Source organism: Pseudomonas sp. JDS28PS106 (assembly GCF_036706555.1).
Classification (GTDB): Bacteria; Pseudomonadota; Gammaproteobacteria; order Pseudomonadales; family Pseudomonadaceae; genus Aquipseudomonas.
On record NZ_JBAJGT010000009.1, the window covers coordinates 100,131 to 116,659 of the forward strand.

The 16,529-nt window shown below is 63.1% G+C and carries 15 protein-coding genes; 6 read left to right on the top strand and 9 right to left on the bottom strand.

Annotated features, from left to right (window positions below):
* Positions 1-17: 17 nt before the first annotated feature.
* Positions 18-713 carry a heavy metal response regulator transcription factor gene (locus tag TRP66_RS16085; protein WP_333404511.1) on the bottom strand — a complete coding sequence of 232 codons (696 nt, stop codon included), beginning with the start codon at positions 711-713 and terminating at the stop codon, positions 18-20.
* A gap of 227 nt (positions 714-940) precedes the next feature.
* Between TRP66_RS16085 and TRP66_RS16090 the strand changes: the two genes are divergently transcribed.
* From TRP66_RS16090 to TRP66_RS16100, 3 genes are all read left to right on the top strand, one after another.
* A complete protein-coding gene (locus tag TRP66_RS16090) occupies positions 941-1,546 on the top strand; it encodes a hypothetical protein (protein WP_333404513.1) in 606 nt (201 codons plus the stop codon).
* A gap of 67 nt (positions 1,547-1,613) precedes the next feature.
* Positions 1,614-2,237, top strand: a complete 624-nt coding sequence (locus TRP66_RS16095) for a cytochrome b/b6 domain-containing protein (protein WP_333404515.1) — start codon at positions 1,614-1,616, stop codon at positions 2,235-2,237.
* Positions 2,230-2,988, top strand: a complete 759-nt coding sequence (locus TRP66_RS16100) for a molybdopterin-dependent oxidoreductase (RefSeq protein WP_333404517.1) — start codon at positions 2,230-2,232, stop codon at positions 2,986-2,988. The genes TRP66_RS16095 and TRP66_RS16100 overlap by 8 nt, the downstream gene beginning before the upstream one ends.
* A gap of 270 nt (positions 2,989-3,258) precedes the next feature.
* Here the strand turns inward: TRP66_RS16100 and efeO (TRP66_RS16105) are convergent, their stop codons facing one another.
* From efeO (TRP66_RS16105) to ampC, 5 genes are all read right to left on the bottom strand, one after another.
* On the bottom strand, positions 3,259-4,083 hold the full coding sequence (gene efeO / locus TRP66_RS16105; protein ID WP_333404519.1) for an iron uptake system protein EfeO: 825 nt from the start codon (positions 4,081-4,083) through the stop codon (positions 3,259-3,261).
* A gap of 29 nt (positions 4,084-4,112) precedes the next feature.
* On the bottom strand, positions 4,113-5,423 hold the full coding sequence (efeB, locus tag TRP66_RS16110) for an iron uptake transporter deferrochelatase/peroxidase subunit (protein ID WP_333404521.1): 1,311 nt from the start codon (positions 5,421-5,423) through the stop codon (positions 4,113-4,115).
* Between the two features lie 22 nt (positions 5,424-5,445).
* Positions 5,446-6,654: an iron uptake system protein EfeO gene (gene efeO / locus TRP66_RS16115; protein ID WP_333404523.1), complete on the bottom strand. Its 1,209-nt coding sequence runs from the start codon at positions 6,652-6,654 to the stop codon at positions 5,446-5,448.
* Between the two features lie 7 nt (positions 6,655-6,661).
* Entirely contained in the window at positions 6,662-7,516 is an 855-nt protein-coding gene (efeU, locus tag TRP66_RS16120; protein ID WP_333404525.1) for an iron uptake transporter permease EfeU, read from the bottom strand.
* A 319-nt stretch (positions 7,517-7,835) separates the two neighbouring features.
* Complete coding sequence (ampC, locus tag TRP66_RS16125; protein WP_333404528.1) at positions 7,836-9,002, bottom strand: class C beta-lactamase; 1,167 nt, start codon at positions 9,000-9,002, stop codon at positions 7,836-7,838.
* Between the two features lie 232 nt (positions 9,003-9,234).
* Here ampC and TRP66_RS16130 point away from each other — a divergent pair, with 232 nt between their 5' ends.
* Positions 9,235-10,680 carry a SulP family inorganic anion transporter gene (locus tag TRP66_RS16130; RefSeq protein ID WP_333404530.1) on the top strand — a complete coding sequence of 482 codons (1,446 nt, stop codon included), beginning with the start codon at positions 9,235-9,237 and terminating at the stop codon, positions 10,678-10,680.
* Positions 10,681-10,721: 41 nt separating this feature from the next.
* Positions 10,722-11,837 (top strand): cell division protein ZapE, encoded by a 1,116-nt coding sequence (zapE, locus tag TRP66_RS16135; protein WP_333404532.1) that lies wholly within the window; start codon positions 10,722-10,724, stop codon positions 11,835-11,837.
* A gap of 3 nt (positions 11,838-11,840) precedes the next feature.
* Here zapE and rarD read toward each other — a convergent pair whose 3' ends face one another.
* On the bottom strand, positions 11,841-12,725 hold the full coding sequence (gene rarD, locus TRP66_RS16140) for an EamA family transporter RarD (RefSeq protein ID WP_333404534.1): 885 nt from the start codon (positions 12,723-12,725) through the stop codon (positions 11,841-11,843).
* A 273-nt stretch (positions 12,726-12,998) separates the two neighbouring features.
* On the opposite strand from rarD, the gene TRP66_RS16145 reads away from it, so the two are divergent.
* Positions 12,999-14,150, top strand: a complete 1,152-nt coding sequence (locus TRP66_RS16145; protein WP_333404536.1) for an MFS transporter — start codon at positions 12,999-13,001, stop codon at positions 14,148-14,150.
* Positions 14,151-14,153: 3 nt separating this feature from the next.
* On the opposite strand, the gene TRP66_RS16150 is transcribed toward TRP66_RS16145, so the two are convergent.
* Positions 14,154-14,987 (bottom strand): PhzF family phenazine biosynthesis protein, encoded by an 834-nt coding sequence (locus tag TRP66_RS16150; RefSeq protein WP_333404538.1) that lies wholly within the window; start codon positions 14,985-14,987, stop codon positions 14,154-14,156.
* A 276-nt stretch (positions 14,988-15,263) separates the two neighbouring features.
* A complete protein-coding gene (locus tag TRP66_RS16155; protein ID WP_333404540.1) occupies positions 15,264-16,307 on the bottom strand; it encodes a class I SAM-dependent methyltransferase in 1,044 nt (347 codons plus the stop codon).
* Positions 16,308-16,529 lie beyond the last annotated feature (222 nt).

A 16,529-nucleotide genomic window follows, 5' to 3' on the forward strand; every position in this document is an offset into this window, starting at 1 on the left:
CAAGGTCGAGCGCAGGGTCAGGGATGGCTGGCGTCGGACGCGCACGGGCGTACCTCACAGACGTAACCGATGCCACGCACCGTATGAATGAGCTTGACCGGGTAGGGCAGGTCGATCTTGCTGCGCAGGCGTTTGATCGCCACGTCCACCACGTTGGTGTCGCTGTCGAAATTCATGTCCCAGACTTCGGAAGCGATCTGCGCCCTGGACAGCACATCGCCTTCCCGGCGCAGCAGCAGATGCAGCAGGGCGAATTCCTTGTTGGTCAGCACGATCACCTGTTGCTGGCGTGTGACCCGCCGACGCAGCAGATCCAGTTCGAGGTCGGCGATGTGGAAATGGTCGGCTTCGCGCACCACGCCGCGCCGCAGGATGGTACGGATGCGCAGCAGCAGTTCGGTGAAGGAAAAGGGTTTGACCAGATAATCGTCGGCGCCCAGTTCCAGCCCGCGGATCCGGTCCTGCACCTGATCGCGGGCGGTGAGGAACAGCACCGGAACGTCCTGACGGGCGCGCAGGACCTCGATGATCTGCCAGCCGTCGATGCCGGGCAGCATCACGTCCAGCACGATCAGGTCATAGCGATTTTCCAGCGCCAGGTGCAGGCCGTCAGCGCCATGGCTGGCCCAGTCGACCTGATAGCCGGATTCGCTCAAACCCTTCTTGAGGTACTCGCCGGTTTTGGTGTCGTCTTCGATGAGCAGGATATGCATGGCGGAGTCGTCGCAAGGGAGCAGTCAGGTGGTCGGGGAAGCGTTCCCCGCGCCGCGTCGGACGCTGAGTCTACCCAAGTGAGCGCCGGGAGTCGGTGACATTTTTGTCATTGATTTTGCGCGCACGGCGGATGACAAAAATGTCATCGGCCAGTCATGTTGCAGTACCGGTGGCGCGTCGAGGATCAAGGTTCTTTCTTCGATCCTCTGCATACAAGGAACCACCGATGAAGACTGCACTGTCCACCACCTTCGGCCTGCTGCTGCTCGGCGCCGCCGCCGTGACCCAGGCCGCCGACCTGCCCGTGGTCAAGCCGTTGCGCGGCACGGTCGAGAGCCTGCAGGCCGACACGCTGAACTTCACCACCCGCGGCCGCCAGCACCAGAGCGTTCAGTTGACCGACAAGACCGGCATTCGTCTGGTCTCCAAGGCCGACCTGGACACCATCAAGGCCGACAGCTTCGTGGGGTCGGCGGCCATCCCCCAGGCTGACGGCAGCCTCAAGGCGCTGGAAGTCACCGTGTTCGAAGCCAGCCTCAAGGGCAGCGGCGAAGGCCATTACGGCTGGGAAAACGCTGACGGCAGCACCGGCACCATGACCAATGGCACGGTGGGCACTTTGTCCAAGGCCAACGGCCGGACCCTGACGGTTCGCTACAACGGCGGCGAGAAACAATTGGTGGTTCCCGAGGATATCCCGATTGCCTATGTCGAGCCGGGCGACCGCAGCGCGCTGAAGGCCGGAGCCAAGGTCGTGCTGTTCCCGGCGGACGACGGCAAATCCGCGCGCGGTATCGCCGTCGGCAAGGACGGTTTCACTCCACCCATGTAAGGCGTCGCGGCGCCGGCCGGCTGCCCCGGCCGGCGCCGCGAATGCTCCGTTTCCGGGAGTCATCCGCATGAAAACCCGTCCGATACACCCCTGGCCCGTGCGCCTGACCCATTGGGTCAATGCCGCAGGCATGGTCTGCATGTTCATGAGCGGCTGGGCGATCTACAACGCTTCGCCGCTGTTGCCGTTCACGTTTCCCAAGGGTCTGACGCTGGGCGGCTGGCTGGGCGGAGCCATCGCCTGGCATTTCGCGGTCATGTGGCTGCTGGTCATCAACGGCCTGGCCTACGTGCTGTACGGCCTGCTCAGCCTTCACTTCCGCCAGCACCTGCTGCCGGTACGCCCCGGCGACGTCAGACGCGATGCCATCGATGCGCTGCGCTTGCGACTGGTGCACGTCAAGGGCGAGTACAACGCGGTGCAGCGCCTCATGTACTGGCTGGTGCTGGGCCTGGGCGTGCTGGAAGTGCTCTCGGGCATCGCCATCTGGAAGCCGGTGCAGTTTCAGGAACTGGCCAGCCTGATGGGCGGTTTCGACAACGCTCGCTGGGTCCATTTCGCGGCGATGACCGGCATCGGTGCCTTCGTCGTCGTTCATCTGGCGCTGGTGATCCTGGTGCCCAAAACCCTGCTGCCGATGATCACCGGTGGCCGACGAACCCCGACGACGGAGGTAGCGGATCATGACTGAACCGCGCAAGCGCATTCGCCTGGAACCGGCCCAGCAAAGCCAATTGGTGGACATTCAGCGGCGCAATTTCCTGCGCGGCGGGTTGACGCTGGGCGCGATGACGATGCTGACTGGCTGCAACCTGCAGGACGGCGATCAGGTCGATAAAGCGCTATGGGCCATGTCGCGCTGGAACGACCGGGTGCAGGCCTGGCTGTTCAATGGTCAGAAACTGGCGCCGACCTACAGCAAGACGCAGTTGACCAATCCTTTCCCGTTCAACGCCTTCTATCCCGAGTACAACGTGCCCGAGCTGGAACTGTCCGACTATCGGCTGGCGGTGTCCGGGCTGGTGCGCGACAAGAAGCCCTGGACCCTGGAAGGGCTGCGCCGACTGCCGCAGCGCACTGACATCACGCGGCTGATCTGTATCGAAGGCTGGAGTGCCATCGGGCAGTGGGGCGGCGTGCCGCTTCGGACCTTTCTGGAATATATCGGCGGGGACACGACGGCGCGCTACGTGGGGTTCAAGTGTGCCGACCGGTATTACTCCAGCCTCGACATGGCCACCGCGCTGCATCCGCAGACCCTGCTGGCGCTGGACTTCGGCGACGTGGCCCTGCCGCCTGATTTCGGCTACCCGGTGCGGGTGCGCGTCCCGACCAAGCTGGGGTTCAAGAATCCCAAGCACATCGTCGAGATTGTCGTGACCAACGAAAACCCCGGCGGGTATTGGGAGGATCAGGGGTACAACTGGTTCAGCGGGATTTGAGGAGCCGCAGTCCGTGTAGGAGCCAGCTTGCTGGCGATCGCGAAATGCCAGACATACTGCGTCATCGTTTATCGCCAGCAAGCTGGCTCCTACGGGTTACAGGGTGCAGCAAATTGTAGGAGCTGGCTTGCCAGCGATCTGGCGCGCAGCGGCAGTAAAACCGGACGACGCGCGCTGTGTGTCAGGGGTTACGAATCGCCAGCAAGCTGGCTCCTACAGGGTTGGTGGGTATCACAAATCCGTGTAGGAGCTGGCTTGCCAGCGATTGGCTCAGTTCAACCCCAGCTTGCCGCGCAGGGTCGAGAGGTCTTCGGCCAGGGTGTTGACCGGGCCGACCAGGGCCTTGCGGTCGTTTTCCTTGACCTTGTCGTAGGTCTGGAAACCGCCGTCCTTGGTGCGGTAGCGGGCCAGGATCTTGTTCACGGTAGCGAAGTTCTTGTCGACCTTGGCGACGAACGCCTGATCCTGACCTTCGATGTGCGGACGGAACAGATCGACGATCTTCTTGGCGCCGTCGATGTTGCCCTGGAAGTCATACAGATCGGTATGGCTGTAGCGATCTTCCTCGCCGGAGACCTTGGTCGCCGCCACTTCTTCGAGCAGTGCCGCCGCGCCGCCGACCACTTTCTCGGGCGGGAAGGTCAGTTCGGCCACACGCTTTTCCAGATCCTTGACGTCAGCCATCAGCTTGTCGGCAATCGGACCCTGGTCCTTGGTGGTGTTATGGGCGAACAGCGCATATTCCAGGCGATGGAAGCCGGTGAAATCGTCGGCTTCGACACCTTGTTCGTGGTCGTCTTCACGGGAATCGATCGAAGCGTCCAGGTCGCTGAACAGCTCGGCGATCGGCTCCACCGATTCATAGAACACGCGGGTCGGCGCATAGAGCTTCTTGGCGGTTTCGACGTCGCCTTTCTTCACCGCGTCGGTGAATTGCTGGGTGTGGCTGACCAGCTCTTCGATGTTTTCGGTGACATAGATCTTGTAATCCGAAACCGGGCCGACCAGATCCAGAGGGGCGGTGGCGGCGAAAGCGGCCAGAGGCGCCTGGAGCAGGCCAAGGGTCAACAGTAAAGCCAGGGGCGTCTTTTTCATGCTTGTCTTCCGGGGCTGAAGGTTGAGGGTCATGCGGTTTTGGCAGGCGAAGCAGCGGCCAGCAAAGAGCGGCCAAGGAAATCGTTTTGGTCGGTCACGCCCGGCAGGGTGAAGAAATAACCGCCGCCGACCGGCTTGAGGTATTCCTCCAGCGGCTCGCCATTGAGGCGGTTCTGCACGGTGATGAAGCCTTTTTCCAGATCCGACTGGTAACAGATGAACAGCAGGCCCATGTCCAACTGGCCGTTCTTGTTGACGCCGTTCGAGTAGTTGAACGGCCGGCGCAGGATCAGGTTCTGCTGGCTTTCCGCAGTACGCGGGTTTGCCAGACGGATGTGCGAGTCCAGGCGGGTCTTCTTGCCTTCGGGGTCGGCGGCGTAGTTCGGCACGTCGGTTTCGACCTTGCCGTCCATAGGGGCACCGCTGTTCTTGGTGCGACCGAAGATCGACTCCTGTTCCTGCAGCGGGGTGCGGTCCCAGCGTTCCACGAAGTTGCGGATGATGCGCACCGCCTGGTAGCTGCCGTTCGCGGCCCAGGCCGGCTCGTCGCTGCCGGGCTGCACCCAGACCAGCGCATTCATGGCTTTTTCATCGCTGGAATCGGGGTTAGCCGACCCATCGCGAAAGCCCAAGAAATTGCGCGCGCTTTCTGGCGGTTCTCCAGCCTTTTTCGGCGCTTGCGGCGGCACGGAGCCTTCCTGTTTCCAGCGCACGAACAACAGGTCCGGCAGGTTCTTGACGATGTCGCGCAGCGCATGGATGTTGCTGTCGGGCGTGTTGGCGCAAAACTGGATGCTCAAGTCGCCATGGCAGCAGTCAGCGTCCAGCGCGTCGTTGGGGAAACCGACCATGCGGCTCAAGCGCTTGGGTTTGACGTCGGCAAGGCCGAAACGCTCGTCGAACAACGACTCGCCTACCGAGACAGTGATGGTCAGGTTGTCCGGCGTCACCACCGGTCCGAGGATGCCGGAATCCGGCGGCGGCAACTTGGGGTCGACTTCCGGAACCGGGCCGCCGGTCATCAGAAAGGCGATCCGCTCGTTGAGGGTGCGGAACATGCGCTCCAGCTCCTCGCGGTCGGCGGCCAGCACATCAAAGGCCACCAGCATGCCCGCGGTAGGACGCGGATTGACGATACCGCTCTGGTGAACCCCGAAAAACGCGTTGCGGTCTTCGGTCTTGTCGCTGTTGGGTGCTTCAGTCACCTTTGCCGGCGCGGCAGCCAGCACGTTGTTGCTCAGGCTGCTGCCCGCCAGCGCGGCACCGGCGGCGCCCAGCCCCATCAGCACGCGGCGGCGCTGAACGGACTGCGGTGCGTTATTGGCGTCGGTTTTCTTCATCTTGCTGCTGTGCTCCAGTCAATCAGAGGCTTGAAAGGCCAAGTGCCGGGTCGATGCCTTCGAGTGCATCGGCCAGGGCGCGCGCTTTGTCGGCGATCTGCTGCCGCTGCGCCGGTTCAACCTGGTCGTACGGGCGATAACCCTCGCCGGTGCTCAGGGCGTTCAGCGTGGTGTCCAGATCGGCTGCGGCGGCATCGATTTTCTGCACCAGATCGCCGGCGGTCTTGCTCAGCAGCGGACGCAACAGGTCGATGACCTTGCGGCTGCCTTCGAGGTTGGCCGCGAAACCGTTCAGGTCGCTGTGGCTGTAGCGCTCTTCTTCACCGGCTGCGCGGGTGTCGGCGAGGCTGCGCAGATTGCGCACCACGATGCCGGTCCACTGCTCGGGCGCCAGGCTCTGGGCCAAGAGTTGCTGCTTGAGCTGGGTGACGTCGCTGACCAGGCGCTGAGCCACTGGCGCCAGGCCTTCAAGACTCTGCTCTTTGAACAGGCCGTACTCCACCCGGTGGAAACCGCCGAAGCCCGGGTCCTGCTCGCGTTTTTCGTAATAGTCGGCACGGGCGTTGATCGCGTTATCCAGTTCGGCGAGGCGCTGCGCGGCGGGCGCAATGCGCTGGTACACGGTGCGGGCTGGCAGATAGGCCGCCTGGGCCGCTTTCAGGTCACCGGCCTCGATGGCCTGTTGCAGTGCAGTGGTGGACTTGATCAGTGCCGAGCCCTGCATGCTCAGGTACACACGGTATTCGGACAGCGGACCGATGAAGGCGGTCATCGACGGACGCGCCTTGGCACGGGCTTCGGATTCGGCGGTCGGGGTCACATGCAGCGTGCCGCGCGGATTGCTCAGCAGCCCGCAGGTGATGACATAGTCGCCGGGCGCGAGGTTGGCGTTGATCAACTGGCTCAGGCCGGGGGCGATGTTTTCCCGCTCTTCGACCACCAGCACGCCGTCGAGGATTTCCCACTCGACGGCGCGTTCGGAGCGGTTGACGATGCGGAAGGCATTCTTGCCGGCCGGTACCGTCAGTGCATTGGGTTCGCAATTGTGAGCGTGGATGTTGACCACGGTTTCGGCGCCCGCATTGGCGGCGCGCTTGGTCGCGGCCACTTGCGAGGCGTAGTAAAACAGGCCACCGGCGGCGATCATCAGGATCACCGAACCGGCCACGGCCAAACGCAAGGCGCGGGGAGCTCTGGCGCGTGCGCCAGGCCCTGAAGGTTGATTCGACATGGGGCCCTTATTCGTTGGTGACGGAAGACGGGTGTCGGGGCGCCGGCTTGCCGGCGGTCGGCGCGTGGGGCATGAAAAACAGCGCCAACGCTCCGATCAGGTAAATGAGGTAGGCACTCAGGGTGCTGACGGTCGGCGCGTCCTGATAGCCGAACATGCCCGCCAGTACCGCGCCGGTCGGGCCATCCATCGGCAGGGTCGCGCTGATGTCGAAGACCACGTCCTGCAGGTGGTTCCAGACTCCGGCTTCGTGCAACGCCTGGACCGAGTTGGCGAGAATGCCGGCCGCGACCAGCAGGATAAACAGCCCGGTCCAGCGGAAGAACAGGCTCAGGTTCAGGCGCAGGCTGCCCTTGTACAGGGCGACCCCCAGCGCTACCGATAGCAGCAGGCCGAGCAGGGCACCCAGGGGCGCACCCGATCCTTCACTCTGCTGGAACACGGCCAGCAGGAAGAACACGGTTTCCAGACCCTCGCGGGCCACGGCAAAAAACACCATGGCGATCAACGCCCAGGTCTGATTCTTCGAACCAGCCAGCGCGGCATCGAGGGATTCATGCAGGGCGTGCTTGATCGAACGCGCCACCTTGCGCATCCAGAACACCATGGAACTGAGGATGCCGACCGCGATCAGGCCGACGATGCCTTCGAACAGTTCCTGCTGCTTTTGCGGAAACTCCGCGCTCATCAATTCCAGCCCGCCGCCGACGAACAGCGACAGCGCTGCGGCGAGAAACACGCCTACCCAGACGGCGGGCATCCACTCGCCACGGCCGGTCTGTTTGAGGTAGCTGGCGATGATGCCAACGATAAGCGCGGCTTCGATGCCTTCGCGCAGCATGATCAGGAAAGGAACGAGCATGATTCACCGGGTAAGACGGGGAGGGTGACTATATGTTTCCGCATAAGAAACACTGCGTAACATAATGATACTCATTCTTGAATGAATGTAGTTGTTTTTTTATCCGTTTTGGTTATTTGCGGTTTGTTCAGGTTTTATTCAGCTGATCGCGCATTGCCAGCATTCGTGCATTCGTAGGAGCGGATTTATCCGCGATGGTCGGGAAGGTCGACACATTGGCTGCGTCCGATACATTTTTCGCGGATGAATCCGCTCCTACGGGCGCTCGTCTAGAGCGCTTATGCGCCCGCAGCCTCCCCCATCGCCAGCAAGCTGGCTCCTACAGCGATGAGCAACACCCCAACTCGTTCAAGACCCGCCACGCCAGCCTGACCCGTTCTTCATTGGGATAATTCCGGTTCGCAAGCACCACGATGCCCAGCTTGCGCTCGGGCAAAAACGCCACGTAGCCGCCAAACCCGTTGGTTGAACCTGTTTTGTTGACCCACACATCATCTTTCGCAGGCAAAGGCGGGGCCAGCTCCTCGACGCGCTGGCTTTCGAAGACCATCTCCCGGGAATTGCCTTGCAGCAGCGCGTCCAGGTGCAGGGGCGCGTCGTATTGTTCCCAGATCATGGCCTGAGTCATGGGGCCGACCTTGAAATAACCCATGCGGGTATCCAGCAGTGCGCGCTGGAGCGAGTCGCCTGTCGCCGACGCGGTCAGGTGCGCTTCGACGAAACGCAGCAGGTCGCGGCTGGACGATTTGACGCCGTAGGCCTCGGCCGACAGTACGCCGGGGTTCAGGCGCACCGGTGCATTGGTTTTGTCGTAGCCCTGGGCGTAATCCGCCAGCCGGCCGGTGGGCACCTGCAACCAGGTGTCGCGCAGCCCCAGCGCTGGAAACAGCTGCTTTTCCATGGCCTGATCGAACGGCATCTTCATGCCGCGGGCCGCCACCACGCCCAACAGACCGATGCTCGGGTTGGCATAGCTGCGCTGGGTGCCGGCAAGATACTGCGGCTGCCAGGCCCGAAAATAGGCCATCAGTTGCTGTTCGTTCTGCACCTGTTCGGGCATCTGCAAGGGAAATCCACCGGCGGTATGCGTCGCCAGATGATAGACCGGCAATTTGCCCAGACGGCTGTCGCGCAGTTGCGGCAGGTAGCTGTCGATGCGAGCAGTCAGCGACAGCTGCCCGTTGGCCTGAGCCCAGGCGGCCAGCGTGGCGGTAAAAGTCTTGCTGATGGAGCCCAGTTCGAAAAGGGTGTCCGGGCTCACGGGCTGATCGCTCTGGCGCGACGTCGTGCCGAAGTCGTAGAAGCGCTGCCGGCCCTGGTCGGTGACTGCGATGGACAGGCCGGGGATGTCGTAGCGTTGCATAACCTCACGCGCCGCTTCCTCCAGTGTTGTCCTGAGCCCGTCATCGGGCGTGCCCTGCGCCAGCGCAAGACCTGCGCCGAGCAGCCATGCGATGCCTGAAATACAAGTGATTCTGCGGCGCATCAAGCTTTACTCCTGTCTGTGCGATTCGTGTCGTTTTCATCGGCGTCCGTGCACGCGGCACCTTAGGCAGGCGCTGCGCCGGGGCTCAATAAACATTTGCTCTCAATGTGTTGCGTGGCACGTTGATAACCGGTGGCGCGGCCAGGATGTGTGGCCGGTCACGGCGCGGGCGAGTAACATGCCGGTTTTTTTCCGCTCGAGGTTCGTGCCTCGTGACGCAGTCAGGTAATTCATGAAATCGAAATCCATACGTGCCGACGTGCTGGCCGGTCTTACTACGTCTTTCGCGCTGGTGCCCGAGTGCATCGCGTTCGCTCTGGTGGCGCATCTGAACCCGCTGATGGGGCTATACGGCGCGTTTATCATCTGCACCCTGACCGCGCTGTTCGGCGGGCGGCCCGGCATGATATCCGGCGCGGCCGGCTCCATGGCGGTCGTGATCGTTGCGCTGGTGGTTCAGCACGGTGTGCAGTATCTGCTGGCGACGGTGCTGCTGGGAGGGCTGGTCATGATCCTGTTCGGCCTGCTGCGCCTGGGCAAGCTGGTGCGACTGGTGCCGTACCCGGTGATGCTCGGCTTCGTCAACGGCCTGGCGATCGTGATCGCCATGGCTCAGCTGGAGCATTTCAAGGCCGGCGAGCACTGGCTGAGCGGCACGCCGCTGTGGGTGATGCTCGGACTGGTCGCCGCGACCATGGCAATCGTGTATTTGCTGCCCAGACTGACCAAGGCCGTGCCCCCGGCGCTGGTGGCGATTCTCGGCGTCGGACTGGCGGTGTACCTGCTGGGTCTGCCGACCCGCACCCTGGGCGACATGGCGCACATCGCCGGCGGTTTCCCCGCGCTGGCAGTGCCTGACGTGCCGTGGAACCTGGAAACCCTGCGGATCATCGCGCCTTACGCGATCCTGATGGCGCTGGTCGGCCTGCTGGAAACCCTGCTGACGCTGAACCTCACCGACGAGATCACTGAAAGCCGCGGCTTCCCGGATCGCGAGTGCGTGGCGCTGGGCGCGGCGAACATGGCGTCCGGTCTGTTCGGCGGCATGGGCGGCTGCGCGATGATCGGCCAGACCGTGATCAACCTCAGCTCAGGCGGTCGCGGGCGACTGTCCGGCGTGGTCGCCGGAGTCATGATCCTCATGTTCGTGCTGTTCCTGTCGCCGCTGATCGAGCGCATTCCGCTTGCCGCGCTGGTCGGCGTGATGTTCGTGGTCGCCCAGCAGACGTTCGCCTGGGCCTCGCTGCGGGTGCTGCGCAAGGTGCCGGTCAGCGACGTGCTGGCGATCATTGCCGTGACGGTCGTCACGGTGCTGACCGACCTGGCGACTGCCGTGATGTTCGGCATCGTCATCGCCGCGATCAACTTCGCCTGGCAGCATGCTCGCGAGCTGTACGCCGAAAGTCATGTTGAAGCGGACGGCAGCAAGCTGTATCACCTGCATGGCACGCTGTTTTTCGCCTCCACGACGCCATTTCTGGAGCAGTTCGACCCTGCGCAAGACCCCGAGCGCGTGACCCTCGACTGCCGGCACCTGAGCTTCGTGGACTACTCGGCCATCGCCGCGCTCAAGACGTTGCGCGAACGCTACGCCAAGGCCGGCAAGCACTTGCGCGTGGTGCATCTGTCGGAGCGATGCAAGCATCTGCTCAAGCGGGCAGGCGTGCAGCCTCACTGATTCGTCAGACCGACTCATCCACTTTCGAAGGTACTCGCCGGATGTCAGCTTTGTCCCCCTTGCAGGCTTATGAGCAGGCGCTGGAGCGCGGTTTTCAGCCGGATGACGCGCAGTTGCAGGCGGCGCGGCAATTGCAGGCTTGTTATGAAGCGTTGAGCGGCAAGAGCGGCAGCGCGCAGGGTGTCTACCTCTGGGGACCTGTCGGACGCGGCAAGACCTGGCTGATGGACCGGTTTTTCGACAGCCTGAGTGTCCCGGCCCGCCGCCAGCATTTTCATCACTTCATGCGCTGGGTACACAAGCGCATGTTCGAGCTGATCGGCACCCCCGAACCTCTTGCGGTGGTCGCCCGCGAGCTGGCTCGGGAAGTGCGGGTACTGTGTTTCGACGAGCTGTTCGTTACCGATATCGGCGATGCGGTGATTCTCGGCGGATTGCTGCAGGTCATGTTCGAACAGGGGGTGGTGCTGGTCTGCACTTCCAACCAGCCGCCGGATCAGCTGTACAGCCACGGCCATAATCGCGAGCGTTTCCTGCCGGCCATCGCTGCGATCCAGCGCTACATGCGGGTGGTGCCGGTCGATGGCGGCGAAGATCACCGCTTGCATCCGGGCCAGTTGCTACAGCGTTACTGGGTGAGCGAGACCGGTGGTTCCGGCGCCCTCGCGGAGACTTTCGAGGCGTTGAGCGCCGGGCAGCCGGTGCACGACACCCAGGTGATGCTCGGCTACCGCAGCATCAATGTGGTTCGGCATGCCGACACTGTGATCTGGTGCCGCTACCGGGATTTGTGCGAGCAGCCCTTGGCGGCGATGGATTTCATCGCCCTGTGCGACCGCTTCTCGGTGATCCTGCTCAGCGAGGTCCCGGCCCTGAGCCAGGCCGGGCGCGAAGCGAAGATCGCCCGCGGCACCGAGGACGCGGTGGAGCAGGTCGCGGCCGGGGATCGCGAGCTACCGCAGCTGTCGCCCAAGGACGACGGCGTGCGCCGCTTCATCGCCCTGGTGGACGAGTGTTACGACCGCCGGATTCCTTTGTACATCGAAGCGCGGACGGCCATGGACACGCTCTATACCGAAGGTTATCTGGCCTTCGCGTTTCGCCGCACCTTGAGCCGGCTCCAGGAAATGCAGCTGGAGCGCTTTACCGAGCGTTGAACTTCAGCTCGCATCCCGGCGGCGCTGGGCCAGCATATGCTTGGCGCCTTCGAGCATCAGGACCACCACTGCCAGCCAGATCGGCAGGTAAGTCAGCCATTCATCCGCGCCGATGGTTTCGCCCAGCAGCAAGGCAACGCCGACCAGCAGCACGGGTTCGACATAGCTGAGCAGCCCGAACAGACTGAACGGCAACAGACGGCTGGCGACGATATAGCTGACCAGCGCCGACGCGCTGATAACGCCCAGCAGGGGAATCAGACCGTACAAGGCGGGCGTCTGCCGGATCGCCAGGGGATCGCCCTGAGCGATGAACCACAGCCCGACCGGCAGCATGAACGCCATGTCGAACCACAGGCCGCCCAGGTTATCGGTCCCCAATCGGCGGCGCAGCACGAAGTACACCGGATAGCCGATGGCGACCACCAGGGTTTCCCAGGAAAAACTGCCCATGCGCCAGACTTCGTGAAGCACGCCCGCCAGGGCAAAACATGCGGCAATTTTTTGCAGACGCGAGAGATGTTCGCCGTAAACGATGCGGCCGGTCAGAATCATGGTCAAAGGCAGCAGGAAGTAACCCAACGACACTTCCAGGCTGCGCCCGTGCAAGGGCGCCCACATGAACATCAGCAGTTGAATGCCCAGCAGAAACGATGACAGCAGCAGGCCGAACAGGAGCGCTGGCTGTTGCCTCAGGCGCGCGGCCAGCTTGCCAACCAGCCTGATATCGCCGCTGACCAGCATGAACAGCGTCGCGAACGGCACCGTCAACAGCATCCGCCAGCCAAAGATTTCCTCGCCCGTCAGCGGTTTCATCAGCGACGTGTAGAAGTACATCACTCCGAACAGCGTGGAGGCGAGAACCGAAAGCGTCACACCCTTGTACACAGCGGCCTCTTGTCATCCATATCCATGCCTGCACCGAATTGGGGCAAGTGGCTGCCATTCTAGGGGGCTTTACCGGAAATTTCCGGTCATTTTTTTCCGCCCGTGTAGGAGCGGATTTATCCGCGAAGCGTACTGACGGTTTACCGGGATATACGACTGCTGCGCAGCCGATCGCGGATGAATCCGCTCCTACGGGTGCGCGTGGTGCGGGCGCAGGTCGCATGCCACGAGGCACCTTTGCTAGGCTGTCACGCTTGACGACAAGGAGGATGCATGACCAGTTTCAGCACGGCGGCCCAGGAAACCCAGGCGCTGCAGGAACAAAGATCCACGCGCATTGCGTTCTTCATCGCCGGCTTCAGCATGGCGTCATGGGCGCCGATGGTGCCTTATGCCAAGGCACGCGTTGGTCTGGACGATGGCACCCTCGGCATGCTGCTGTTGTGCCTGGGCGTTGGTTCGATCCTGGCGATGCCCATGGCCGGTGCGCTGGCGGCGCGTTATGGCTGTCGGCGGCTGCTGGTGGCCTCGACCCTGGTGATCTGTCTGTGTTTGCCGCTGCTGGCAACGGTTTCGAGTCTGCCGCTGCTGGTAGCGACGCTGTTCGTGTTCGGCGCCGGCATGGGCGGCATCGATTGCACGGCCAACGTTCAGGCGGTGATCGTCGAGCGGGCCAGCGGCAAGACCATGATGTCGGGCTTTCACGGTCTGTTCAGCCTGGGCGGCATCATCGGCGCGGCCGGTGTCAGCGGGCTGCTGAGCCTGGGTATGACGCCTTTGACGGCCATGCTAGTGGTGGTTGCGCTTACACTGTTGGCGATGTTCAAGGCCATGCCGCATCTGCTGCCCTATGGCAGTCCATCCGAAGGCCCCGCATTCGCCATTCCCCACGGCGTGGTGCTGTTCATCGGGCTGCTGTGCTTCACGGTCTTTTTGGCCGAAGGTGCCATGCTGGACTGGAGTGCGGTGTTTCTGACCTCCTTGCGCGGCGTCGAGACAGCCTACGCCGGGCTGGGTTATGCGGTGTTCGCCACGACCATGACCCTGGGCCGGCTGTTCGGTGACGCGATCGTTCATCGCGTCGGTTCACGACGCGTCATTCTGCTGGGCGGGTTGTGCGCGGCGGGCGGTCTGGCGCTGGCGACGCTGGTGCCGTCCTGGGAGGCAGCGCTGCTGGGATTTGCGCTGGTCGGGGCAGGGTGCTCGAACATCGTGCCGGTCTGCTACAGCGCCATCGGGCGGCAGAAGACCATGCCGGAAAGCGTGGCGATCCCGGCGGTCACCACAGTGGGTTACGCCGGGATCCTGGCCGGGCCTGCCGCCATCGGTTTCGTTGCCCATATCAGCAGTCTCGAAGCGGCTTTCCTGATCGTCGCCGTGATGCTGCTGGGCGTTGCGGTCAGTGGCACCAGGCTCAAGACCTGACGATCAGAGCGTGCGCGCCATGCCCGAGACCCGGATCGAGCTGCCGGGTTCTCGGGTGATTTCGGCGCGCAGGCGCGACGGGCTGCCCATGTCCTCGCCCTGAAGAATGTCGATCATTCCGCCATGGGGCCACTGGATATCGCGCAGATAACCGGCAAAAGCTGCGGTGGCGGCGCCGGTCGCGGGGTCTTCATAGACACCGCCGAAGGCGAACGGATTTCGGGTGTGGAAATACTGCTCGCTTTCGGCCCAGACCAGCAAAATCGTCGCCCAGTTTTCCCGCACCATGAGCGTGCGTCCCGCCTGCTGGTCGTAGTGCATGGCTTTGAGTTTCGCCCGGTCATTGAGCGCCAGCACGAGGTGACCGGCCCCGCCGTTGATGGCTGCCGGTGGAATGCGTTGGTCCAGATCGTCCCGGCTGTAGCCGAACAAGCGCAGCGCCTCGTCGAGCAACTGATCCGATACAGGACCGCTGTGGGTCGGCGGCGACTGCAGCGCGGCGGAAAACAGTTCGCCCTGGGCATGGCCTTCGACCGTGATTTGGGCCTGGTTGAGGGTCAGTTCGAAGACGCCGTCGCCTTGCCGCGCAGCCAGCGCCGCGCCCAGGGCGATGGTGGCATGCCCGCAGAAGGGTACTTCCGCGAGAGGTGAAAAATACCGTACCCGCCAGCCGCCTTCGAGAGGGGCGGCAAACGCGGTCTCGGAGAATCCGACCTCAGCCGCGATGCGCTGCATGCTGGCGTCGTCCGGCAGCACATCGCCGATCCATACGCCCGCGGGGTTGCCGCCATGAGTGCCGTCGCTGAAGGCGGCGAGTTTGAGGATTTCGGTTGCCATTTTGCTACGGCTCCTTGCCGTTGAACGGGAATGCAGTGTGCGCCATTCCCGCCCCCGGAATCCAACAGGCTTTGCTGATGCGATGCATGCGGCGAATTGATGCATCCGCCGCTGCGTTCGGCCAGCGCCCAAGTCGCGCTCTGCGGCGCACTCCCGATCGCGTACGGCTCCTACCGGAAATATCGCAAAGGTGCAGACGCCGCCGAACGCGACAGCGCGGCGCTGTGGCGGCGGAGGCTCTCCTGCAAGACCACGACGCACGCGCGCCGTCAGCGTCTAAGGCCGGGCCTCCAGAATCAGGTTGAACGGAGTCTCGGTCGCGCGGCGGAAGCGCGAAAAGCCGGCCTCGCGAAACACTTCGCGCAGACGCGTCTCTCCCGCCTGCGCGCCAAGACCCAGGCCGACCTCCTGCGACAAGGAATTGGGCGTGCAGATAAAGGTCGAGGCGGCGTAGAACAGCCGGCCTACCGGGGTCGCGTTGTCATCGAGGCGGTCATTGGCAAAGGGTTCGACCAGCAGCACTGTTCCATCCGGATCAAGAGATTGCAGCGCGTGCCGGGCGGCGCCTACCGGATCGCCCATGTCATGCAGGCAATCGAAGTAGCAGATCAGGTCATAGTTTCCCGGATAATCCTTGGCGCTGGCCTGTTCGAATCGCACGTTGGCCTGATTGCCTGCCGCCTGCGCACGCTGGTTTGCGGTCTCGATGGAGGGAGCGTGGTAATCGAAGCCGATGAACTGCGATGCCGTGAAGGCCTGGGCCATGAGCAGGGTAGACGCCCCATGGCCGCAGCCAATGTCGGCGACCGTGGCGCCTGCCCGTAATTTTTCCACGACGCCGTCCAGCGCCGGCAGCCATTCGGCAACCAGATGAGCGCGGTAGCCAGGGCGGAAAAAACGCTCGGTTCCGCTGAACATGCACGGATGATGATCGCCCCAGGCCAGCGCGCCATCTCCGCGCATGGCGGTGACGACTTTGTCCTTGTCGTGAAAAAGCGCCGAGACCACCGCCGCGCCTCCGGCGACGTACACCGGCGAGTCTTCGATGGCCAGCGCGAGAGCCTGTTCCTCGGGAAGCCGGAACATGCCTTTGTGATGTTCCATGTAGCCTGACGCCGCATGGGCGCTGAGCCACTCGCGCAACAGACGCGGGTTGCAGCCGGTCCGCTGGGCAAGCGCCTCCGGGCTGACCGGCTGGCTGTCGGCCATTGCCCGGTACAAGCCCAGTTCATCTCCGAGAATCATGTTGGCGAGCATCGCGGCGCCGCCCATGTCGGTGACCAGCCGACCCATGAAATCGTTGAGTTTTGCCTCGTCCATTGTCCGGCCTCCTCTGAAGGGCCACCGCCGGGCATGGGCAGCTTCCGCAGATGTCTGGCAATGGTCGGTTAAATGAAAACGGCTGCTCTCCAAGTCTAGGCCTTCCTCCGGTCCGAGTGAGTTTTGCAGAACGCCTGCGAGCGCCGTTGGTCAATTGCCAGGCAGGCGTCGCCATGTTGTCGACAGGCATCGACTTTTCCTTTGCTCGCATACGGGTTTCTC